The organism is Pseudoalteromonas sp. MMG033 (assembly GCF_057197785.1).
The window spans coordinates 286,683-310,088 of sequence record NZ_JBXVAL010000002.1; the positions used below are offsets into that span (position 1 = coordinate 286,683).

Annotated in this window: 22 protein-coding genes and 1 CRISPR repeat array; of the genes, 10 read left to right on the forward strand and 12 right to left on the reverse strand. The window is 42.0% G+C overall.

The genetic code is table 11. The features are described 5' to 3' along the window. The first annotated feature begins 28 nt into the window (after positions 1-28). On the forward strand, positions 29-946 hold the full coding sequence (locus AC2CZC_RS22580) for a LysR family transcriptional regulator (protein ID WP_484585525.1): 918 nt from the start codon (positions 29-31) through the stop codon (positions 944-946). A gap of 9 nt (positions 947-955) precedes the next feature. On the opposite strand, the gene AC2CZC_RS22585 is transcribed toward AC2CZC_RS22580, so the two are convergent. Next, positions 956-1,690, reverse strand: coding sequence for a substrate-binding periplasmic protein (locus tag AC2CZC_RS22585; RefSeq protein ID WP_484585526.1), 735 nt, complete (start codon positions 1,688-1,690; stop codon positions 956-958). A gap of 391 nt (positions 1,691-2,081) precedes the next feature. On the opposite strand from AC2CZC_RS22585, the gene AC2CZC_RS22590 reads away from it, so the two are divergent. From AC2CZC_RS22590 to AC2CZC_RS22600, 3 genes are all read left to right on the forward strand, one after another. Next, on the forward strand, positions 2,082-2,465 hold the full coding sequence (locus AC2CZC_RS22590) for a hypothetical protein (protein WP_484585527.1): 384 nt from the start codon (positions 2,082-2,084) through the stop codon (positions 2,463-2,465). A 293-nt stretch (positions 2,466-2,758) separates the two neighbouring features. Continuing rightward, entirely contained in the window at positions 2,759-3,400 is a 642-nt protein-coding gene (locus AC2CZC_RS22595; protein WP_484585528.1) for a response regulator, read from the forward strand. A 196-nt stretch (positions 3,401-3,596) separates the two neighbouring features. Then, on the forward strand, positions 3,597-4,241 hold the full coding sequence (locus tag AC2CZC_RS22600) for a cohesin domain-containing protein (protein WP_484585529.1): 645 nt from the start codon (positions 3,597-3,599) through the stop codon (positions 4,239-4,241). 145 nt (positions 4,242-4,386) lie between these two features. On the opposite strand, the gene AC2CZC_RS22605 is transcribed toward AC2CZC_RS22600, so the two are convergent. The 3 genes from AC2CZC_RS22605 to AC2CZC_RS22615 all read right to left on the reverse strand — a co-directional run bounded on the left by AC2CZC_RS22605 (position 4,387) and on the right by AC2CZC_RS22615 (position 7,943). Beyond that, the gene (locus tag AC2CZC_RS22605; protein ID WP_484585530.1) at positions 4,387-5,541 is read right to left on the reverse strand and encodes an outer membrane protein assembly factor BamB family protein; all 1,155 of its coding nucleotides are present in this window, start codon (positions 5,539-5,541) and stop codon (positions 4,387-4,389) included. An 88-nt stretch (positions 5,542-5,629) separates the two neighbouring features. Beyond that, positions 5,630-7,012, reverse strand: a complete 1,383-nt coding sequence (locus tag AC2CZC_RS22610) for a winged helix-turn-helix domain-containing protein (protein ID WP_484585531.1) — start codon at positions 7,010-7,012, stop codon at positions 5,630-5,632. 181 nt (positions 7,013-7,193) lie between these two features. After that, positions 7,194-7,943 (reverse strand): hypothetical protein, encoded by a 750-nt coding sequence (locus AC2CZC_RS22615; protein WP_484585532.1) that lies wholly within the window; start codon positions 7,941-7,943, stop codon positions 7,194-7,196. Positions 7,944-8,359: 416 nt separating this feature from the next. Between AC2CZC_RS22615 and AC2CZC_RS22620 the strand changes: the two genes are divergently transcribed. Continuing rightward, positions 8,360-8,818, forward strand: coding sequence for a hypothetical protein (locus AC2CZC_RS22620; RefSeq protein ID WP_484585533.1), 459 nt, complete (start codon positions 8,360-8,362; stop codon positions 8,816-8,818). A gap of 1,333 nt (positions 8,819-10,151) precedes the next feature. After that, the gene (locus AC2CZC_RS22625) at positions 10,152-10,313 is read left to right on the forward strand and encodes a hypothetical protein (RefSeq protein ID WP_484585534.1); all 162 of its coding nucleotides are present in this window, start codon (positions 10,152-10,154) and stop codon (positions 10,311-10,313) included. Positions 10,314-10,845: 532 nt separating this feature from the next. On the opposite strand, the gene AC2CZC_RS22630 is transcribed toward AC2CZC_RS22625, so the two are convergent. Beyond that, positions 10,846-11,451 (reverse strand): glutathione S-transferase family protein, encoded by a 606-nt coding sequence (locus AC2CZC_RS22630; protein WP_484585535.1) that lies wholly within the window; start codon positions 11,449-11,451, stop codon positions 10,846-10,848. Positions 11,452-11,574: 123 nt separating this feature from the next. Beyond that, on the reverse strand, positions 11,575-11,988 hold the full coding sequence (locus AC2CZC_RS22635) for a VOC family protein (RefSeq protein WP_484585536.1): 414 nt from the start codon (positions 11,986-11,988) through the stop codon (positions 11,575-11,577). A gap of 294 nt (positions 11,989-12,282) precedes the next feature. On the opposite strand from AC2CZC_RS22635, the gene AC2CZC_RS22640 reads away from it, so the two are divergent. Next, positions 12,283-13,278 carry a restriction endonuclease gene (locus AC2CZC_RS22640; RefSeq protein ID WP_484585537.1) on the forward strand — a complete coding sequence of 332 codons (996 nt, stop codon included), beginning with the start codon at positions 12,283-12,285 and terminating at the stop codon, positions 13,276-13,278. A gap of 103 nt (positions 13,279-13,381) precedes the next feature. Here AC2CZC_RS22640 and AC2CZC_RS22645 read toward each other — a convergent pair whose 3' ends face one another. Continuing rightward, positions 13,382-14,287, reverse strand: coding sequence for a LysR family transcriptional regulator (locus AC2CZC_RS22645; protein WP_484585538.1), 906 nt, complete (start codon positions 14,285-14,287; stop codon positions 13,382-13,384). Positions 14,288-14,412: 125 nt separating this feature from the next. Between AC2CZC_RS22645 and AC2CZC_RS22650 the strand changes: the two genes are divergently transcribed. The 3 genes from AC2CZC_RS22650 to AC2CZC_RS22660 all read left to right on the forward strand — a co-directional run bounded on the left by AC2CZC_RS22650 (position 14,413) and on the right by AC2CZC_RS22660 (position 16,127). Further along, the gene (locus AC2CZC_RS22650; RefSeq protein ID WP_484585539.1) at positions 14,413-15,096 is read left to right on the forward strand and encodes a pirin family protein; all 684 of its coding nucleotides are present in this window, start codon (positions 14,413-14,415) and stop codon (positions 15,094-15,096) included. A 29-nt stretch (positions 15,097-15,125) separates the two neighbouring features. Continuing rightward, the gene (locus AC2CZC_RS22655; RefSeq protein ID WP_484585540.1) at positions 15,126-15,332 is read left to right on the forward strand and encodes a hypothetical protein; all 207 of its coding nucleotides are present in this window, start codon (positions 15,126-15,128) and stop codon (positions 15,330-15,332) included. A 387-nt stretch (positions 15,333-15,719) separates the two neighbouring features. Continuing rightward, a complete protein-coding gene (locus tag AC2CZC_RS22660) occupies positions 15,720-16,127 on the forward strand; it encodes a hypothetical protein (protein ID WP_484585541.1) in 408 nt (135 codons plus the stop codon). Between the two features lie 55 nt (positions 16,128-16,182). Here the strand turns inward: AC2CZC_RS22660 and AC2CZC_RS22665 are convergent, their stop codons facing one another. The 5 genes from AC2CZC_RS22665 to cas1e all read right to left on the reverse strand — a co-directional run bounded on the left by AC2CZC_RS22665 (position 16,183) and on the right by cas1e (position 23,368). Then, entirely contained in the window at positions 16,183-17,196 is a 1,014-nt protein-coding gene (locus AC2CZC_RS22665; protein WP_484585542.1) for a serine hydrolase domain-containing protein, read from the reverse strand. Between the two features lie 121 nt (positions 17,197-17,317). Further along, the gene (locus AC2CZC_RS22670) at positions 17,318-18,316 is read right to left on the reverse strand and encodes an AraC family transcriptional regulator (protein WP_484585543.1); all 999 of its coding nucleotides are present in this window, start codon (positions 18,314-18,316) and stop codon (positions 17,318-17,320) included. Between the two features lie 6 nt (positions 18,317-18,322). Beyond that, positions 18,323-19,096, reverse strand: coding sequence for an SDR family NAD(P)-dependent oxidoreductase (locus AC2CZC_RS22675; RefSeq protein ID WP_484585544.1), 774 nt, complete (start codon positions 19,094-19,096; stop codon positions 18,323-18,325). A 331-nt stretch (positions 19,097-19,427) separates the two neighbouring features. Further along, positions 19,428-22,022: direct repeats of the CRISPR family, unit length 29 nt; unit sequence CGGTTTAGCCCCGTGCATACGGGGAAGAC. A gap of 111 nt (positions 22,023-22,133) precedes the next feature. After that, positions 22,134-22,442, reverse strand: a complete 309-nt coding sequence (cas2e, locus tag AC2CZC_RS22680) for a type I-E CRISPR-associated endoribonuclease Cas2e (protein ID WP_484585545.1) — start codon at positions 22,440-22,442, stop codon at positions 22,134-22,136. Beyond that, positions 22,439-23,368 carry a type I-E CRISPR-associated endonuclease Cas1e gene (gene cas1e / locus AC2CZC_RS22685; RefSeq protein WP_484585546.1) on the reverse strand — a complete coding sequence of 310 codons (930 nt, stop codon included), beginning with the start codon at positions 23,366-23,368 and terminating at the stop codon, positions 22,439-22,441. The genes cas2e and cas1e overlap by 4 nt, the downstream gene beginning before the upstream one ends. Positions 23,369-23,406 lie beyond the last annotated feature (38 nt).

Consider the following 23,406-nt stretch of genomic DNA (forward strand, 5'->3'; position numbering starts at 1 on the left):
TAAGTTCTAATAAATATTAATAGGCTAAATGAAAAGTTACTATTTCCATATGAATCACAATCTATTTGAAGGGATCCAAGTGTTTGTCAAAGTTGTGCAATGCAATAGCTTTGCTGAAGCTGCACATCAACTCGGGCATTCCCCATCTCATATCAGTAAAGTCATTAATCGATTAGAAGCTCGACTTGGCATGCGACTATTAAATAGAACAACGCGTACGCTGGCGTTAACACCAGATGGTGAAGTCTATTTTCAGCATTGTATGCAACTGATTTCAGATGCAGAACAAACAATACAGTTACTGACAAACGAAGAAAACAAACCAAAAGGCGTGCTAAAAATTAGTTGTCCGGTGGCGTTTAGTTTAGATTATGTCCGACCTGTCGCGGCTGAATATTTAAAAAAATACCCAAATGTCACCATTGAGTGGGATATTAACGATCGCGCAGTTGATATCGTAGGCGATGGCTTTGACTTGGCACTCAGAGCCACCACTCGTTTGGAAGAGTCTAGTTTGATCTGCAAGCGGATCTATAAGTGCAGAACACTCGTTGTTGCTAGCCCGAGTTATATTGAACAATATGGCAGGCCACATCACCCAAGGGAGTTAACTAAGCATCATTGTATTTGCTACAGCAACCTAAAAACCCCGGACCGCTGGGACTTTACAGAGCAAACAGGAAAATCATTCACCGTCGACGTGAGAAAACGCGTTAATTGTAACAACGGTAAAATGCAAGCCGCGCTTGCCATAGATGGAATTGGTATCACCAGATTACCTGAGTTTTATTTAGCAGATGCATTAAAGGCCAAGCAGTTAGAAGTACTGTTTGAGTGTTATGAACAAAAACCAGTTGAAGTGTATGTAATGTACCCAAGCAGAAAACACCTCTCCCCTAAAGTACGCTATTTTATTGACATGCTGGCACAGCAATTATCGCCCTAGCAATCACAACTAATTGGATATTGCACCATAACGTTGATAAATCGTCTCAATTTCTTTGTTTTGCTCCATAAATGAGAGCGCTTTATCAATCTCCTTTTGCAATTGTTTTAAATGGGGTTGTAATCGCATATGCACAGGCAGCTTACTGATTTCATATAGTGCTTTAAACTCCGAATACTCTGAGTTGTGTTTTTGATAATACGCTGCGGTTGCATCACCTATCATCACACAGTCAATGCGCTTATGTGCAAGCTGGAACAGTAACTCTTTTTCTGATGTATTGTCATACACCATAATTTTCTCTGTACCAAAGTGAGCTTCAAATGCGCCATACCTATAACCACGCACACGCCCAAATATCATGCCATAAAACGCAGTAGGGTTCTCAACAACAGGGGCATCTTTACGACCTAAAACAACCTCGCGAGAATGCGCATAGGCGCGAGAATAGATTGCAGGCTTAACACCCTCAACTCTCCAGCTGGGGTTCACACCAGGCTCAATATCAATCTTACCTAAATCAAACTGCTTTTGCCCACGCGCAACTGACCAAGGTACCAACTCAAATGTATGCCCTGTTAACTCACTTAAGCGCGCAAATAGATCACTAAAAATACCAGATTGCTTACCATTTATCATGAAGTTATACGGCGGGTTTGCGCCATGATAGACCAAAACAGTGTAATGCTCAGCAGCACCGCCTGAGGAAAATAACAATACAAAAAAATACAGCAAGTAACGCATGAGTTAGCCAAATTAACCTGTTAGTTATCAACTTAGCACAAATTTTACACACATTATGAATTTGCACCTTTTTCAGGCAAAAAAAGTACGATTTCTTGCCTTATTGCTAACACCGTCCATTTTTGGCACTAAACACATAGAAACAACATTCCAATTAGTTAAATAAAATGACTAAATAATACCCATAAATTTCATTTTATAAATTTTTTCTTCATTTTTTTGACTTTAATCATAAATATTATATTCATTTATTCGTTTAATAATTATGTACGAACGCAAGGTCTCTCACTTTGTAGTTTACGTTGTGAAGGAAACAACACGACAACAACTCCGTACATGAAATTTATTACGAGCCAATTAGGCTCTTTATTCTCAAGAAAAGGAAAAAACTATGAAAACTGGCGTATTATTCTCACTAATTGCCATTGCTGCCGCTGCTAACGTTTCAGCTGAAGAGCTGCCTGCTGATGCTGGTTATGCAAGTGTTCAAGAAGTGCTGGAATATGGTCGTAAGTATCAAGCTATCAGAACACAGCTTAAAGATGCAGGATATCGCTTCCACAACTGTCACACCCAAGTAATCAATTACTTCGTGACACCAATGCAACCTGAATATCTTTATGCACAAACTGAATGCACTTACTCGACGCCAAGTGGTGGCAATTACTCTCTACAAACCGACTATGCAAAAGTCACGATTGATGTAAATTATAATCAAGAGTTTGGTTTATATAGAGAAGGTGATGTGACTGTAAACTATATGACGGTTTACTAATCATAAAAAATACATGGCAACTCTTAATACCGGTTACAGTGGTTGTTATGTACCAAAAATATTGGGGTGCCTTCTCGGCACTCCTATAAAGTTGACTTTCATTTTCCAACAGACTCCCGTGCCTTATCTAAAAATTATCTCCATAAATATATGCACTTAGTGCATAAAAGTATAAAATACATCGCTCAAGTTCATCTTTCTATGACAATATTCATAGACTGGAAAGCACCTTGAGTAACATCAACTGTCCAGAATCAGGAGATGTCACCTAGGTAAAAATACACGGAGTTTCAATGTGTAACGGAAAAGCTGCACACCTATCGATATTAATTGCTGATGATCACCACTTGGTTAGACAAGGGCTGAAGTCACTAATAAACCAATCAAAAAACCAGTATAAAATAGACGACGTCGCAACCGGAGAGCAGGCGTGGCAATTTATTTTTGAAAAAGAGCCTGATGTGGCCATTTTAGATATCGCCATGGGGGAACTCAGTGGTATACAGGTATGTGAGCGTGTCAAACAAAGAAACCTAAATACTCGTATCATTTTTCTCAGTATGCATGAGGATCTCAAGATTGTTGACCGTGCATTTGAAATAGGGGCCGATGGCTACTTGTCGAAAAGTGAGGCATTTGACACACTTAATCAAGCCTTGAAACATATCGCCACAGGCAAGACTTTTATCAGTCCAAGTCTCGAGTCTAAGCTAAAACACTACCAAGCCGAAAAAAAACAAAACACGCTAACCACAAGAGAAAAACAAATTATTAGCTATATTGCCGTTGGCCATACTAATCGGCAAATTGCCGACATACTATGCATATCTGCCAAAACAGTTGATAACCACAGAACGAGGGCAATGAAAAAAATAGGGGTTAAAAAGACAGCTGAATTAGTCGCGTATGCCATCAAAGAAAGGCTTGAAATATAAAATTCAAACTCTTGTAGTACAATTAGGGTAAACACCCTATTTATACTTTAATGGTTAAGTACTATTTTACCCATCTCAAAAAAACAAGCATCAATGCGAGTCTTGGAAGATGGAACTTTAAAATTGTCTGACACGCAAAAGCTTAAAGCCAAAATTAAGAGTTGCCAGAATAACCTTGGATAAAATGGACTATCTAATGAAAAAAATTATCAGCATACTTTTATTTTTTCTAGCCAACCTTGCCCAGGCCAATAGCAGCATATATGTCGATGTACCTAATTCGCAAATTAAAACAAACAGTGACTTCTATGTCGATATCATGGCACAAGACTTACCTGCTGTGTACGGGGTTCACTTATCCATAAAGTATGATCCTGCACAGCTTAAAGTATTAGCTGCCACCCCATACTATGAAAAACCTCATATAGAACATGGTAACTTATTTAAACAACAAGCCATTGTAGAGTTAGTGAACAGGGCATATACAGAGCAAGGTTTAATCGAATATTCGGTTGAACAAGCTGTCCCTGCACGCAACCTGTCAAATACCAATAGAATTGCTCGTGTATTTTTTAGAAGCCAAAACAACAACGCGACGACACACGTAGCACTTGAAGAAGCTTACTTTAAGACAGATAATGGAAACGAAGTAGCTTATAAAACACAGTCCTCTATTGAGCTGCAATTTGCAAATTCATTTCATGAACCAATTCACCCAACAGACGACTTTTCTTTCTCTCGCTATTTAATACTTGTCGCGCTAGTCGCACTCTTTGGTTTACTGACACTGCGAACTCGTAAAGCGCCTTTCAAGCCATCACATTGGTTAACCCGGGTCTAAGCTTGATTAGACCCAAACACTCAAATAATTTGCATGTTTGGTTGAATAATGCGATGGCATTTTGGCATGAAAAGTCCCATTAGTAGAATATCACAGCTATTGTGGGCCACTTCACTTATGTCCAATTCAATTTGCTATGAATCAATTACTGCTCATATACGTGGATAAAGCCATCCAAGTCTGGTACCAAAACCTTGCCTGATCCCACTGCTGGTGAAGCATATACACCGCCGTGTACAAAGCCCGAAATCATATTTGGTTGATAATGCCAAACTGTTTCACCTGACTCTTTGGTCACAGCCATAAAACCACGCTGAGTAATATACCAACCAGGCTCATCATGACCTGTGGAACCGATATAAACATGCTTGTCATCAATAATTGGTTTTCCCCAACTCCAACCAGGAGTTGCTACCTGCCAAACAATGTCACCTGTCTCAGTTTCCATCTTAAATAAGCGCTTGGCATCTGAACTGCCGATATAAAAGTAATCGTCATCACTATCCGCAACCGCACTGGACTCAACCCAAGACCCACCTGGTAGCGCCTTTTTCCATAAGACCTGACCTGAATGAGGCTCAAGTCCATACAAGTTAGTATCTCTAGATCCAATCACGACAACATCATCAATCACTGCGGGGCTTGAGGGCACTGCACCTTGTGTCTGATACTGCCATGCCAGCTCTCCTGTATGTTTATTTAGGGCATAGACGTGACCATCCCAGCTGGCAATAAAAACTTTGCCTTGATATAAGCTAGCTGTCGCACGGATCATACCTTGTGTTTCAAACTGCCATTTAACTTCGCCTGTACGCTTAGAAACTGCATAGAAATGACCATCGGCACTGCCAACATAAACAAGTCGGTTATCTGCAACTGGGCTCGACTTAGTATAATCAAATTCCCAAGGCGCGTGATTCGCAGGTAAGATCCTATGATGGCCACCATCATTTAAACTTACTTTCCATAGTAACTTACCGCTCCAGCGATTTAATGCGTATAAAAACCCATCATCACTTGAGAAAAACACTCGATGATTATCGACAAAGGGTTTTGAACGCACCTTACCTTGTGTTTCATGTGTCCAGCGTAATTTCACTCGGTCAATATCAAAAGCATACAATTTGCCATTGTCACTACCAAAATAAGCGAGGTGATTTTTAAGGGAGATACTTCCCCAGTTTTCACTGCCAGTCTGGTAGCTGTATAAGTAATCTCCACTTTTAGCAAGTGAAGATACACTGATGAAGGCGGATAATAGTCCTGCGCATAATGTGGTTGCCACCTTTTTTATTGTCATTGGTTGCTCCTTGTTTTAATTTCCAAGCAACATTAAATGACCCCTAAAAATAAGTCCTGAAATTTAACTTAAACATTCTTAGTAAATATTAAATATCTGATATATTTACTTTTAAAATATGATTTTGCACAAGTTGAGTAAATTTTTCATCTTGCCTTAATGATAAAAAATGCGGATCTGCTGCAATCCATAAAAAAGCATATTGCCCAGCGAGTCGCGACTGCTCCAAGTAATGCAGCGCGAGTTGTTTATCCCCGATCGCCGTTGCATAACGGGCTTGGGACATAGGTGGCTCATAATGTCCAATGTCCGCTCTTCGCGTATCCTGATAAAGCAACCAATGGTAAACCCCTTCCATACCTTGAGAGGCAAACTGCTTTTCAATCATGGTGATTTCAGACTGTGTGTATCCTTCATATTTCATAACCCAAACTAACTCTTGCACTGCCAAGTCAAACCGTCCCAACTGTTCATAAATCGCTCTTAAGCAAACATGATAAAATCGATTACTCTGTGAGTATGGACGTAACCTATCCAGCACTTCAAATGCCTTGTCAAACTGTTGGCTCATCATATAAACCCATGCCACACTCTCACTTGAATAACCTTCAGGCTCCATCGCCTGATACGTACGAATGTGGTGCATCGCTTCGTCAGTTCTACCCAGTGCAAGTAAATACTGCCCATACATGTGATGCGCTTCGCTGTTAGGTAATGCATTTAAAAAATAAGCTTCAGCATCTTGAGTATTCATCTCCCCCATAAAAATGAGCTTTGCGTATAATAGATTAGCCTCTTTATGCTCAGGATAGTCTGATAAAACCCGCTCTAAAATCGTTTTTATATGCTGCTTGTCCTCTGAATAACTGTCACTTTTGGGGCGTAGCTGAGAAAAGTGTGCTTTAGCAAGCCAATATATAGGTTCGGCCAACTGAGGCTCTTCAATAGATATTGATTTTAATAAACTTATCGCTCTATCAAGTTGTTCTGGATGATTATTAATAATATAACGTGCATGATTAAATGACTCCGCTAAGTGCTCTGGGATCACTTGCTTGACAGGTGTTCTAGGCATTTGCCAAAAAACCACAAAAGAAATAGCGACCAAGCACAGAGCTGCTTTTAACAAAAAGCTATCTAACGAGGAAGGTAGCGCATCGCAAAGCGGCGGCCCCACCCAACGATACCCTACGCCCGAAATGGTTTTTATGTATTTAGGTGACTTAGCATCATCTCCTAATAACCTGCGCAGCCCATTAATAGCCACATAGATTGCATCTTCACTAACAACACGTTGCCCCCATACTTCGGATAAAATTTGTGATTTGCTGACATCTTGATGCTTAAACTTTAAAAGTAAAACTAACAGCGCATACTGCTTAGGATCCAATTCCACTACTTTTGTGCCATCTTGTAAGCTCAACTGCCGATGATTTATAACCCATTGTCCTTTATTGGCGGTCTTCAGCATAATTCCTACCTAAGAATAAAAATCTATAGTTATCTAATTTGAAAATAATATTTGGGTAAAATATCGCCATTAGCATAATGGACTTGACGTGTGTTGTTAAGGTTTTGTTTACAAAAATTACAAAGGTAAGAATTTTGCAACATAAAGGGCTGAGAAATTCTCAGCCCTTTGTTAGCTAAAATTAATAATAACTAGTACTTAACGTGCCTTGCTGAAGGTCTTGATTTATTTTCCACTCATCAAAAAGCATCGTTGAACCACCAGAATTTGAACAACGAACAGCATAAGTCATGGAAGAACTGAATGCATCATAAAGCACTTTACCAGTTTGGTTAAATACATCGCTATAAAGGTTATTTACATGCATCTTGCCATTAAATAATCCAGGTACATCACTATTACCAAACTCTACGACACGACACTCGCCGTCAGGTGCATGTGTATTTACTGATAATTGCGCTGTTAAAGTAACAGATTGAAAATATCCCGGATACCTATCACCTGCGTCGGTCCAGCTATCAAACTGCAACGACCTGTCGAAATTAATTGACGGTGCCGCAGGCACTTTGTGGTGTACTAAATAGCTACGGTTGTCATCATGACAAGTCAATTTGATTACCTTGGCCACGGTTTCATTGCCATGTTCTACAGCACCAAAAACCACCCGATTATCAGCAACGGTTAACGGCGCAATCAAAGCACCACTGACTTCACTATACAACGCAGCCGCATTACAAGTCGCTTGTGCTGCTGTGTCAAAAAATGCGGTAAAATAATGCGACGAAGTCGTCTGCACCATCATACTTTTGACCGGACCATATGGGTATTGGGTCGTTTTACCTGCATTACTATCCGCGTCGTAAATTGTCTCAAGCGCGTAGGCATTACCCGTCATCAAAATACCTACAGATAGGGCGTGAATTACTTTCATTATACTCTCCTTTGAAAACAGCCACTTAATAAGTCTATTATTTTTACTAATTATTATGAGCACAAAAATGGCGACTAGCGCTGGTGGTAAACACCAGCGCCCACTCGCTACAAAGCACATCATTTACTTTACAGCCTCAACTCTACAAAAAAGTCGATTTAGGTACAAGCTGCCGCTGTGTGCCATTCTATAATGACCGCAAAAAACAATAAGTCAAATGTTTTTACTTAATAAAAATATCGACATTATCATAATCACTAACCTATAAAAAAATAATTAGTCATTGATATTTATGGATATATTATTTAGTTGAAGCGTAGTTATTAAACCGTGCATTTTTTTGCCCATTAAATGCGTTAACTTATCTTGGCAAGATGAATAGCTTGATGCACTTTTATAAACATGTAGGGAAAACAATGTACTTTTGGAATATAAGGGCACTCAAATCAGATCTCAGAGCGAACCTGCTCACCCCTAGGTGCGATTTAAAATATCTAATTGCTATTATCATTTTGACGTCATTTCGAAATACGCCAACAGAAACCTCAAATGGCTACGACTACTTAAGTTTGATACTCGATCTATTGATGTTTGTGATCTGCTCTTGGTATTGCTTCAAAATAAACGGTGGTGACAGCAGCAAAGATTTTTTACGCCGTTATCTATCTATTTGTTGGGTTGTAGGTGTTCGCGTTCTTGTTTGTTTAGTGCCAATTTCCATTTCTGTTTATTCTCTAGTGTACATAGCAAGAGGCGAAATATCCGAGGGAACCACATTGTTTGACCTTCTGTTCACTTTGTTATTTTCAGGTGTGTACTACTGGCGAGTCATAGGCCAAATGAAAGACGTTCAAAACATGGCGGTGCGCGAGTAAAGCGCACTATGTTAACTCGTAGTGCAATGATAGAAAATCACTGCGATCATAGATAGGTCAACTCAACAACTCAACAACTCAACAACTCAACAACTCAACAACTCAACAACTCAACAACTCAACAACTCATTATTTAATGAATTTAACAACGACACACAAAGGTTATTTATTATTATTTTAATGAGGAGGGTGACAGAGAATAGTCCAATTTTATTATACCCAGTTACCTCCATCTCCCTTTCGTGTTCTTAATGCTTTGATTTATTGATGGTCTGAATCAAAGTTCAACAATTAATTTGGGCTTTCAATATATAAAAATCAATTATTGCTTATAACTTAACTAAATCATCATGTAATAAATCGTGATATTTTTCGTTTTTCCACGCTTACTATTTCAATGTCGTAATACACGATGCGACCAATACACAATGAAAATTAACGCAATGGAGTAACATCAAATGCGTATACGGAAAAAAATAAACGAAATAAAAAACATGCCTTGCGAAACACTTTTTATGTCCTTGCAGCGTATCAATTGATTGTTTTTGATTTGCCGCACTTGGGTCAATTGGTGTGCTTTTGTTGCCGTACTCTGCTTTAGATTACGGTGACAAATATCTTCAACACACTGAATTTTATTAATGACTTTTCTGGTACGTCGACATAGTTTAAGCCACTTTCAATGCCCGCAAACCAGTTTGCTATATGAGGAAAGTCACTTAAATTGACACCGGCTTTTACAGCCAGTTTAGGGTAAGTATACAAGGCAATGTCGGCAATGCTTGGTACCTAACAAGTAGTCACGATCACTTAAATGTTATCTAAATAGATAAAAAATAAATTTATTATCATAGACTTAACAAAAACCTTCGGGTTTAACAATAACCTTAATACCACGATATAAATTAGGGTCATTGAGCACCTCACCAGCTGACTTGGATAAAAGTTTTTGTACTTCTGCTCTCAGTAAAACTTCCTCAGGGTATCAGGTTTTATCCGCCTCATTCTTTTGAACAAGGAACACTCATATCGCATTCGAATCACAGCTCACAACGTCACCATTGTTCTTTTTATGTGTTAACTATAATCACTCTGGATATACTTAGGCATGTATAAATAGGCACAGATTGACAATTTAAAAAAGTATTTTTACGTGACTAAAATTATAGACTACCCCTTACAAAATAAACCAACAACAAACCCACACCAAAATAAAATAAAATATTTTCATTTTGAATTTTTTCATATTATTAAGCTAACTAATTGACAAAAAGATGCTTTCTATATATTGTCAATACCGGTTAAATAAAAAACAATAAGAAGGACATTTAAAATGAAAATAAAAATCAATAAAAAGAAAATAAAATGCTTATCTCTTAACGCTAAAGATTTACCCTCTAATGCTACTCCTCAAGTAGGTGGTGCATGGCAAGTACCTACAAGAGGCCGCCCTGATTGGGCACCAGGTGATTCTGATTGCTGCTGGGCACACTAAAAACCATTTAAATAAAGCATAAAAATATAACATCGAGATTGAACGTTATAAACAATATCACACAATATATTAATTATGTCGTGTGATATTGATTTTAATTAAATTAACTACACCACACAGTTATCATATCGATTTATATTAAAATATATAATTTATTACATCAATAGGAACAGAGTTATTTATTTCAGATCTAACCTTTATCTCATAACCTACAGACATCACCTTTTTCCCTTTTATCACACCCTGAAAATATTGAATTGATGAGCAATGTGCTCACATGGCGGAATTTATGTTCCCGATAAACCCCAAGTACCTAAGTCCCTTTTGGCAATGCAAGACAAGCCTTGCTTGTGCATGGGCGTACCTACGTGGCATGTACGTTCCTATCAATTTATTATTTATAAGAGTTTTTGTGATAAAGGACGCCGTGGAGTTCAAAGTCGAGATAGGCGCCAGACTAGGTGTGTTTTTGTAGCCGTACTCTGCTTTAGATCACGGCAACAAATATCTTCGACACTCTGAATCTTGCAGATCACTTTTCTGGTGCATCAACATAGCTTAAACCACTTTCAATGCGCGCAAACCACTTTGCAATATGAGGAAAGTCACTTAAATTAACACCCGCTTTTACAGCCAGTTTAGGGTAAGTATACAAAGCAAGATCAGCAATGCTTGGTTTGGCACCTAACAAGTAGTCACGATCACTTAAATGTTTGTCCAAATAAACAAAAAAGTTGATTGTTTTATCATAGGTTTGTTCAAGGTCGCCGGGTTTACCAATGACCTTAATGCCACGATATAAGTTAGGGCCGTTGAGTACTTCACCTGCTGACATGGATAAGAACTTTTGGGTTTCTGCTCGCAGTAATACGTCCTCTGGATACCAGGTATTGTCCGCATCATACTTTTGAGCAAGGTACACTAATATCGCGTTCGAATCACATATCACAGCGTCACCATCAACCAAAACAGGCACTTGCCCAAGAGGATTTAGCGCCACAAAATCCTCACTTTTATGCTCCTGCGTATGTGGATCTAGCAATTTAAGTTCGTATTGCAGCCCAAGAATAGATAAAAAGTGTCTGATCTTGTGACCGTTACCCGATAAAGAAAAACTATAAAGCGTTATACCTGACATAAGGATCCTTTTACCTGTTAGTTAGTCAATCTTGAATACCGTTGATACATTCAACAATCGGATCTAGTTTTTCACAGACTTGCAAATGAGTAAATTAAGTATTTTTGAAGATTTTAGCTCTACCTAGTCACTATTGCGCTGTGCTGGTATATCACTGAGATACTCCACAAACTCAACTTCAAATCCATCGGGGTCAATAAAATACACATTTTTTCGATATGAGTGGACTGAACCCACTTTATCTACTTCAAAACCAGCTTGCTCAAGACGCTTTACCACCCCATCAATACAGTTGACCACATAAGCGAAATGACCCAGACCAACTTGGTGTTCCGTTAATACTCTGTTTTGTCCTTCACCATGGTCACTAAAAGCAAGATAGTGGTGATCATCACCAAAGTGCAGCCATGTTCGCGGTTTACCAAACCACTCTCCACTGCCTTTGCTCCTGACTTTCCAGTGTGGAAAAGCAGCACGATAAAAAGTTAATGCCGTGTCGATATTTTTAACTACTAAATTGACATGTTCTAAATACATATGCGTCTCCTATTTGTTTTCCATGGTGAACTTAAATGTGGCATATTTATCCGCAGTCAATTGTTCTATATAAAGTTTAATCATGTTTTTCATGGTCATCCCTCCGTAAGTTGAGTGGCACTTTAAAAGCTCAACTTAACTTGAGGTAAAGGCTTATTTTGATATTTTATGAAAAACTGGCCACACGAGCTAAAACCTCACTTGCCAGATTGCTACAAAAGCAAATCCGCTATTGGTATCAGGCCTTAGAAAATGTAATATTTATGTTTAAAATTCATTTTTAGAGGGAACACTATGTGGATGATTAGGGCCGGTGAAGGCGCATATTTAGTTGATGATTTTGAGAAAGCAGCCTGCGTTAGTATAGGCTGGAACGCAATCGGAGATTTATCTGCCATCACTAACGAATCAGACTTAAAATCTAAATACTTGGCAGTCTTTCAAGGCCAACATACATCAAAATCGAGTAATGCCGTCGCCATGATTAAGAAGTTTCGCTTTGACATGAAAGTGGGCGATCTGGCAATTACCTATAATCCATCTAGCAGGGAGTATTTGGTTGGCAAAATCACAAGTGATTACACTTATGTGCAAGATATTATTGATGATGAGAGCTTCAATCATATTCGTAAAGTTGAGTGGCTAGGTCATGTCAGCCGCGATGCGTTGAGCGTATCTTCTCGTAATACTCTCGGCAGCACGCTCACTGTCTTTGCCGTTAACCAAGACGTCGCATCCGAAATTAAAAGAAACTTAGACCACCAGCAACCAAACCAAGTGGAAGAGCTCGCAGAAGAAAATGAAAAAGCAATTGAGCAATCTCGAAACGATGTCATTGAACAATCAAGCGAACTCATAAAAGACCGGATCATCGCTATCTCACCAGAAAATATGGAATACTTAGTTGCAGGTGTATTAAGAGCGATGGGGTATCGGACTCGTGTGTCAAACAAAGGCATGGATCGAGGTGTGGATATATTCGCCTCTCCTGATGGGATCGGGCTTGAATCTCCTAGAATAAAAGTCGAGGTAAAACACCAAAAAAATAAACGTATGACCTCGCAACACTTACGAAGCTTTATTGGCGGACTCCGCGAAGGTGATCGTGCTTTATACGTCAGTACAGGTGGATTTACTAAAGACGCAAAATATGAAGCCGATCGTTCAAATATCCCTTTGACCCTCATTGATATTGACGATTTAATGAAACTCATCACTGAGCATTACGACGAGTTCGACATAGAAACCCGTGTTTTACTGCCCCTGACCAAGGTGTATTGGCCAAGGTAAAGTAATTAAAACGTCACTCTTAAAACAAGTTTTCTCATCTAAATCACTGAGTAATTTACGCTAATTGCACTTTAGCACACATAAATACAGCACTTGGTGATTTTTATTTCAATAACAGCCTCTCAGAAAATACTGCCTGAATAAACTCAACAAATGCGGCAACTTTAGGAATATGCAGACGGTTTTTAGGATATAGCACGTAAACATCCACCGCTGGTAACTCCCAGTGAGGCAATATAGGCTCAAGCAGATCTTTTTCAGGACTGTGGGAACACATGTAATCTGGCATTATGGCAACGCCAATGCCATCGACAACCATTTGCTTAAGCACAATGTAATCATCCACCCGCATTCTAGGTGAAATAGTGACATCGCATTGCTGTGTGTCATTAACCAAACTGATGACCTCAGACTTTTGGATACTGCTCATCAATAATACATCTAAATTAGCTAACTCGTCTGGGTGGCTAATAGCACCATACTGTTCAACAAATTCCCGACTTGCATAAAACCTTCTTGAAACACGCCCTAAACGCTTAGCAACCAAACGTGAATCAGCTAACTCTCCTATTCTGATCACCAAATCAAACCCTTCTTCAATCACATCAACTCTGCGATTTAGCAGGCTCAATTGCAAATTAACCTGCTTGTGCTGGTGCATAAACTCACTCAATACAGGTTTTAAAATTTCATGTCCCATGCCCACAGACATGCCCACTTTGAGTTCGCCAGCCACCTCATTCAGTGCTTTTGCAACACTGGCATGAGCCAACTCAATATGCGCTTTGATCTGTTTGCAGTGCTCAAGGTAAACACGCCCCGCTTCCGTTAAATGCTGCGTTCGAGTTGTGCGCTCTAGCAAAGTGATACCTAAGCTGGCTTCCAATTGCGCAACCTTTCTACTCAAATTGGCTTTTGGCATATTTAGTCGCTCTGCTGCCACAGTAAAACTCCCTGCATCCACCACAGCCAAAAACAGCAGCATGGCATTCACATCGGTTTTTTCCATCACCCTTACCTTATTGTTGTTATATATGAAAAAGAAATTCTATTTTATAGGTATATATAAAACAACCGTCTGCTCGTACACTTTACTCATCACTTCGAAACAAGATTAAAAAATAGGAAATGACCATGAATATTCTTTCAAGAGATTCTTTAGAACTAGGCGGTTTTGCAGGCATTACAGAGCACAGATTAGTCACCGATAGCCGCGTTTTTGCAGGGCGTAAAAAACCAGAAACATTCGAAGGACTAGGCAACATGGTGTACTTGGCAGATGCGCGCTACTTACCAAAAGGCCAGTCGGGTATGCACCCACACAGCGAAATTGACGTCATTTCGATTGTCTTAGAAGGCCGAGTAAGCCACGAAGGGTCGTTAGAACATGGTAAAGACTTAAGTGCAGGCGATGTGCAAGTGCAAAGAGCAGGCGGTGAAGGCTTTAGCCACAATGAGATTAACCCAGATGACAAACCAAACCGCATGTTACAAGTGTGGGCACTACCCGAAGTTGCAGGCCAACCTGCCCAGTACAAGTCATATACGCCTAAAGGCAATGGCATCACACGTATTTATGGCGGCAGCGACAGTCAAACAGAGACTTTTGCCAGCGCAACCACGATGGATATTGCGCGTTTGGATGCCGCACAAAACCTCACCTTAGAAAAAACCGCTTTAGTTTATGTGATTTCTGGACAAGCTCAGGTAGAGAAGCAAGGTCAATTAACGCAAGTGAAAGAAGGAGATTTAATTGAGGCTGGCAACCTAGCAATAACAGCTACTGAGCAATTACATTTACTGATTGTGTCACATTAATGTGGCACTGAACTAGGAGCACATACACAATGCAAACTAAGCCCCCCAATACACACATAATGATGTTGATAAACTATCTTGCGTTGTTTCCCTTGGTCTATTTTATACCCGAGTGGTTAGCGCCCATGATAGGCAGCAACAAGCTCGTTCATACCGCACTAGTACTCGCGATTATCGTGCCGATTATTTCTTACTTTGTGATGCCATTGGCCGTAAAATCGCTGACGAGAAAATGATGAACACATATACGGCCACCAGCCTAGGTGGCTTGCCTGCTGCATACTAAAAAGCATGGTACTATTATCAAGCTCCTTGCTATCAAACCTGTATAAAATTTCTTGCTCTACCGTCACATTTCCCAACCCCAACAATAAAACCCTTTGGGCTCAGGGCACACGGTCAATGATACACAATACTGACCTCAACTGATAACTCAGCATCTCTGACAGTCATATAAAGAGCACAATTATCCGTCTGAAAAATGTGTCAGTTAAAACTGAGAATTAAGTGATAGACAGGTACAAACATGCAACGCACAATATAAAATACACATAAGTTACTGAAAAGTAATAAAAATAAATTTAAAGTTACTACTTTAAAAGCTCATTAAAAAGGACATCATTATGAACGCCATCAAAGCAATCGCCCTTACAGCTGTCGCAGCAGTTACACTCACTCTAACGGCGGTTTTTACAATAGGCCATGGAAATCACACTCTCAAAGCAATGGCATTTGGCGACCAAGTGATAGAATATAATACATACGGAACCAATAGCTTGGATACCAATTTCGAAGATACGATTGACCATATTGAAATGCGTCTAAAAGACATGCAAACAGACGTACACTATGTGCAATATAAAGTTGATACTGCAACAACAAAAACACCGTTTATTGCGGAGCACCAACGTATAAAAATCACTTATCATGGTAACCTAACAGCCACGTTATGCGGAAAATTTGGCGAGTATGTTGGCATTCTTGCCAAACGTAAAGGCGTTCATCTAGAAGATAAATGCATTACAATTTAATCCTGATTTGGAGGTAAAAGGGCACGATTAGAGGTGCCCTTTTACCCTAGTCAACTTAGCCCTTTCGCTTGTCCATGAGCTCAAACCCCAGCTTAGTGACTTTTTGCCCTTTTAATTTATGCATACCCGAAATGTTAGACAAAATGATATATCCAGCGCGGTTTTCTATATCCATGATCATCACAGAGCTATACCCACCGGTGCCACCATCATGAAAATATACCGTGTCTGATTGATTATCTCCTTGAAAAACATACCAGCCCAACCCCATTTGAATATGCCCTTGCTTAAACAAGACTTGGCGCTGTAATCTTGCCCAAGCATGTATGTCGTCAAAATGTGCTTTCATAAATTGCCCGAGATCTTGCACAGTCGACAGCATGGCCCCTGCACCTTGCAACACACCTAAATCCCAATTTTCGGTCGGATCGCCGCGCTTATTTAAGCCCATCACCAACTCGCCATGCACATCGCGCCAATTGCAAAAGCTGCGCGGCATGCCAAGCGGCTCAAAAAGACGCTTTTGCAGTAACTGTGTAAAGTTCATGCCCTCTATTTTAGCTAAAACATAACCCAGCAACCCCACACCTAAATTTGAGTAATTATGCTTTTTGGTGCGATTAATTTTGATATCGCTGGTAAGATGTGCCAGTAAGTCGGCTTCTAAATAGGCCTGATAGGGGTTGTCTTTGCGCTTAAATAACGCCTGCCATAAGAGCCCCGGAGGTAATCTAGGCAAGCCTGACGTATGGGTCGCTAACGACTCAAACGTGATCTTTTCATTGTCAGCAATCGTCAGGTCAAGATAAGAGGTGATCGGATCGGTTAAGGCCAACTTGCCTTCACACACCATCTGCGCCAACACAGCATTAGTAAACAGCTTGGTGAGCGAACCAATCTCAAATACAGAAGCACGATTGTCAATTTGCTCAATGCCTTTGTTGCCATGCCTTGCACCGTAATACTGGCATTGGCCTGCGTCGAACTTAGCCACCGCCAGCTCGGTGTTGGGCGAAAACGCCTTGGCGACTTTATGAATTGACTGTATTTCGTGATCCGTAAATTGCATAGCTGTCCCTTTACTTTTGTCTCCTATTTATTGGAGCATAAGCGCAGAGACACTACAAAATGAATAACGTAAGTAAATGTTTATAGTGAAATAGTTTGTAATTTATTGGCACCTCAAAGGGTTAAGATACCAACTGCTCACGATAGCTGCCTGGCGACACACCATGCCAGGTCGTAAATGCGCGAATAAATGAGTTAGACTCTTGATAGCCCAATAAAAACGCCACTTCACTTAAGGATATGTGTGACTTTTGCAAATAATGCTTAGCTAATTCAGAGCGCACGTCTTGCAATACACTGTGAAAGCTCGTGTCTTCATCACTCAACTTGCGCTGCAAAGTGCGCTTACTCATGGTCAGCTTTTGCGCCACCATGTCAACTGAGCTTTGCCCAACAGGCAAGGACTCGATCAACACTGCACGAACCCGCTCAACCGTTGTTGCTGTTGCCGTTAAATCAGCTAACTTTTGATTTAAGCCCCCTTCAAAATAAGACCACATACTGGCGTTTGCCGTTAAAAAAGGTCGCGCGGCATCTTCTGCTTTGAATACCATAGAGAGCTTATCACCTTGCTTAAGCTGACAACCAAAAAACGTCTCATATGCAGCGACATTACAGGGCAGTTCAGGTAGGGTTACCGCTAACGGCGAGGCATGATGGCGCGTTGCCATCCGCAATAGCTTGGTAAAAAACACCATTTCAGTGAGCACCAATACAGCAGGTACAGGTCCTTCATAGCCGTAACATGACAGCCCCATTTCAGTGGCAGTGTCAGTGACATCCAGATCCATTTTCATCGGGCCAATTAGGGGTTTGTAATGCTGAATACGTGATAGTGCGGTATTTAAATCGGGGCTACATAAAACAGCAAACAACAGCGCATCGAATACCTCTACAGATAAATGCTCCGCCACCAATAATGGCACATCGCGACCATCAGCGGCCTTTTCAATGGCCAACCACCAATCAAAGTACTCTTTTGGCGAGAGCATCACAGGTTCACGGTTGAATACATCTGCTGGTAACTTGGAGTACGCCACCACAGTTTCAACATCAATGTCCATGTCTTTTAATAAAATTTTACAGTTTGCATGTACTGTAAACTTGCTCGCTATTTTCATATCTTGTTACTTTTCCATTGATTGGCGTGACAACTTCAACACCATTTTACGTGGCAGTAACGGGGTGATCCAGTTCAGTAAAAACTGCAATTTTCGCTCGTTAAATACCACCAGCTGACCTTTTTGCATGGCTTTATAACCGCACTGGGCCACTGACTTTGCCGACCTTGCATTTTTCCAAACATCAACCCCTTCCAAATTACCGGCTGCCACAAAACCTGTATTCACCGCCCCCGGGCACAATGCCGTTGCCGTCACGCCAGTGCCAGATAACTCTTCAGCCACCGCCTGCGTGTATGAGGTTACATACGCTTTTGATGCATAGTATACCGCTTGCAGTGGGCCCGGTAAAAACGACACCGTGGATGACACATTTAAAATACGTCCTCGCTGACGCGCCACCATGCCTTTTGAGTATAGATGTGTGAGATCGGTCAATGCGGTGATATTCACTTGCACCATTTGCTGATCTGCCACCATATCACGTTGGTAAAACACGCCATGACCACCAAAGCCAGCGTTATTAATAAGCACATCCACCTCAATATTCAGTGCCGATGTTTTATCAAAAATACGTTGCGCAGCACCCGGCTGAGATAAATCTTCACTAATCACGGTCGTTTTAATACTGTGCTTAACCTCAAGCTCTTTTGCCAAGGCATCCAACTTATCTTGAGAGCGCGCTACCAAGACTAAGTCACCCCCTTGCTGTGCATGCAAGTGTGCTAATTCAAGTCCAATACCGCCCGATGCGCCTGTGATTAATGCTGTATTTGCCATGTGTTTTACCTCTGTTTAAACCCCGTTGATTCAATGTGCTCAGTATAAACATTCAAAACGCGCCACACACTGACAGATCGTGACACTCAACATGCAAAAGGTGACAAGCTGCATCAAAGGATGCCAAAGTGGAAACCCCCATTACAGTTTTGCTGGTTTAATAAATATCGATTGCAGCGAAATACGGATACAGATCCCGGGGCAAGCCCGGGAAGACGGCCAAGGGAGCACTTAAATAAAACCAACACACCAAGAGAACCCTCGTCATCCTGATAAATATCGTGCATACGGGGAACACGCATGGACGTATTGGCACCATAGTCCTGAGATTCGATTTAGCCCCGTGTGTACGGGGAACATTCTAACAAACGATGGCAGGGAGTTTGTTGTCACGGTTTAGCCCCGTGCATACGGGGAAGACGTACACGAGGTGCCAGTAGGTATCGACCCTGGCGGTTTAGCCCCGTGCATACGGGGAAGACCAGTTCACCCACAAAAACATTAGGTAACATTGCGGTTTAGCCCCGTGCATACGGGGAAGACTGACGGCCACCACTCCAGTTGACACAGCCACACGGTTTAGCCCCGTGCATACGGGGAAGACGAAAGTATGACTCGAAGCGCTATAGCTCAGTACGGTTTAGCCCCGTGCATACGGGGAAGACTCTTAAACAAATATGCGCGCTATGTTCGCACACGGTTTAGCCCCGTGCATACGGGGAAGACAGATAGCCTAATAATGCCTAATTCCGTTTCTACGGTTTAGCCCCGTGCATACGGGGAAGACGCAATTTCGAGAGTGAGTGCGTTCTTTGAATTCGGTTTAGCCCCGTGCATACGGGGAAGACATAAAGCGTAAAGCCGAACGTTGGGCCAAAAACGGTTTAGCCCCGTGCATACGGGGAAGACAGCCAGTCGATAAGTTCCGAAGTTGATGGCTGCGGTTTAGCCCCGTGCATACGGGGAAGACACCCTGAACGCTCGTTCGATGACATGCTGGAGCGGTTTAGCCCCGTGCATACGGGGAAGACTGCTTCACTGGCCGCAAACTCAAATACAGCGCCGGTTTAGCCCCGTGCATACGGGGAAGACAGCCAGTCGATAAGTTCCGAAGTTGATGGCTGCGGTTTAGCCCCGTGCATACGGGGAAGACGCTGTTAAAAGTACGGAACCTGCTGATGTTTTACGGTTTAGCCCCGTGCATACGGGGAAGACACCCTGAACGCTCGTTCGATGACATGCTGGAGCGGTTTAGCCCCGTGCATACGGGGAAGACTATTTGTGCCTGATTTTGTAATTGAATCGAATCGGTTTAGCCCCGTGCATACGGGGAAGACGATTAAAGTATCTTTAGTAGAAACAAAAATTACGGTTTAGCCCCGTGCATACGGGGAAGACGATTAAAGTATCTTTAGTAGAAACAAAAATTACGGTTTAGCCCCGTGCATACGGGGAAGACGCAGCACCGTTCAATAAACTCGCTACGGAGTTTCGGTTTAGCCCCGTGCATACGGGGAAGACATCTTTTAGCTGCATTAGAAAATGAGCAACGCCGGTTTAGCCCCGTGCATACGGGGAAGACCAAACCAATGGTGTTTGATTTTGGGACGTTTACGGTTTAGCCCCGTGCATACGGGGAAGACTTTTTCATTGTACCTCAATTAGTGCGAATCGGCGGTTTAGCCCCGTGCATACGGGGAAGACGGGAGCCAAAAAAGTTTGAGTACATTAGCCAGTCGGTTTAGCCCCGTGCATACGGGGAAGACGCAACCTCACGATATACAGACTCAGCAAAGTGCGGTTTAGCCCCGTGCATACGGGGAAGACAAAAGCAGGTACTTTAATCGAACTCGATACCGGCGGTTTAGCCCCGTGCATACGGGGAAGACAGACAGCGGTTTGATGTGCACTGGACCAAAGCCGGTTTAGCCCCGTGCATACGGGGAAGACTTCATTTAGGTTATGTTGGTGCTGTATTTCGGCGGTTTAGCCCCGTGCATACGGGGAAGACACCTGATTGCCAGGCGAAATACTGAATTGGAACGGTTTAGCCCCGTGCATACGGGGAAGACCAATCTGTTATGCCGACGATTTTCTAATTCGACGGTTTAGCCCCGTGCATACGGGGAAGACTACGCATTGCCGCTAAGTGGCGCTGGTACGTCCGGTTTAGCCCCGTGCATACGGGGAAGACCAATACAGCAAGAAACAAAATCATCGTATCTCCGGTTTAGCCCCGTGCATACGGGGAAGACCCCAATCAATACCTACAATAAACTCATTCATACGGTTTAGCCCCGTGCATACGGGGAAGACTGGTGGCCAACTTAAGATGGTACGACTAAAAACGGTTTAGCCCCGTGCATACGGGGAAGACACATGTGTAGACAAAGCTCGATTTCGGTATGACGGTTTAGCCCCGTGCATACGGGGAAGACTGATTATGACCGTTTTAAACGTGATATTGTTTCGGTTTAGCCCCGTGCATACGGGGAAGACATTCCTTTGTCGACAGATACTGCTTCTATCAACGGTTTAGCCCCGTGCATACGGGGAAGACCCTTACTTATTTCGGCATGTGGCTCACTGGTTCGGTTTAGCCCCGTGCATACGGGGAAGACCGGACAACTCATTCATTTCATCAAGTGCATTCCGGTTTAGCCCCGTGCATACGGGGAAGACAGGCTCGATTGCGCTTGGTGCGGGCCTGTTTGCGGTTTAGCCCCGTGCATACGGGGAAGACTGAATTGCGCGTTACCAAGCGCCTCACCAATACGGTTTAGCCCCGTGCATACGGGGAAGACTGTGATATCTGGAGGAATCCAAATATTGTAATCGGTTTAGCCCCGTGCATACGGGGAAGACTATGTTAACCAAGCATTTTGCTGATAGCCGAACGGTTTAGCCCCGTGCATACGGGGAAGACTCTAAATTTATACCATTGATTTATATAAGTAAATTTGAAAAATAAAAATCTACCAAAATTTTAGGTACAATACGAAGTTTTAAATAGCCATATTTTTAAAGAGCAAAACAATTATTCATCATCAATAGAAGAGCTTTCTTGCGGTGTATACTTCACCAGCCTAAGCCCATCAAAATCAACAGGCATTCGAGCATTTTTTCCGTAAGTGACAAAGTCAAAGCCGGACTCAGTATTAGTTGCCCATGCCATTACTACATTACCATTTTCGGCTAACTCACCGACTTGAAACCACACCATTTCTCTAACACGGCGGCTAATATCGCCCACATATACGCCCGCTCTGATTTCCAACAGCCATACAGCGAGCCTTCCTCTCAACCTAGGCGGTACTGCTTCCGTTACAACAACACACATACTCATAATGGACCACCGCTGCGATGGCCATCGTCACCAATAGATTCTGGTTCAGGTATTGCTGGAGGTTGCGCATCTTCATACGGCTCAGGAGGGTTAATGTCTCCTGCGGCCAAAACCTCTTCAATCAGGGGGATCAATCGCTGCAACACTTTGTCTTTGCGAAACGCCTCTCTGCATGCAAGCCTGACTTGGCGATCTGGCGAGTGTGGACGTTTTTTAGCTACTTTAAATGCGACGGGTACAACTGTGTCAAATTTGATGATATCGGCGATATCATATACAAAAGACAAAGGTTTTCCGGTATGTAAAAAGCCAATGGCCGGGGCATAGCCAGCAGCTAAGATCGCCGCTTCGGTCACGCCATACAAACAAGATGTAGCGGCACTAATGCACTGGTTAATAAGGTCTCCTTTTGCCCAATCTTTAGGGTCATAACGACGACCTTGCCAATTTACTTGATGCTGCTTGGCGAGTAACTCGTATGTTTTGCGAACTCGAGCACCTTCAATGCCCCGAAGCTGATCAACACTCCGTCGCTCTGGTGCAGGCTCACCAAATCTTAACTCAAACATTTTTCGCACGACCTTCAGGCGTAAGCCCTCATCCAGTGCTAACTTTGCTTGATATAACAATTTACCTGAACGGGCACCACCGGGTTGACCAGCAGAATATAGACGCACACCAGCCTCTCCAACCCAGATCAGCAAAGTACCTGTGGTTGCTGCCAACTTGACCGCAGCATGGCTCACTCGCGTACCGGGCTCCAACATAATACACACCACAGATCCCACGGGAACTAACATGCGCTCGCCGTTCACTTCATCAATCACAGCGAAAGCGCCATCACGCACATCAATCCGACCCATACCGATAAATATCATGGAGTTTCTATCTTTAATGGGGATTGGTTTTAAGGGAAGAAATGCCATTCCTTGCACTCCAAAATATCAGGCGAGCAAGCTCGCCT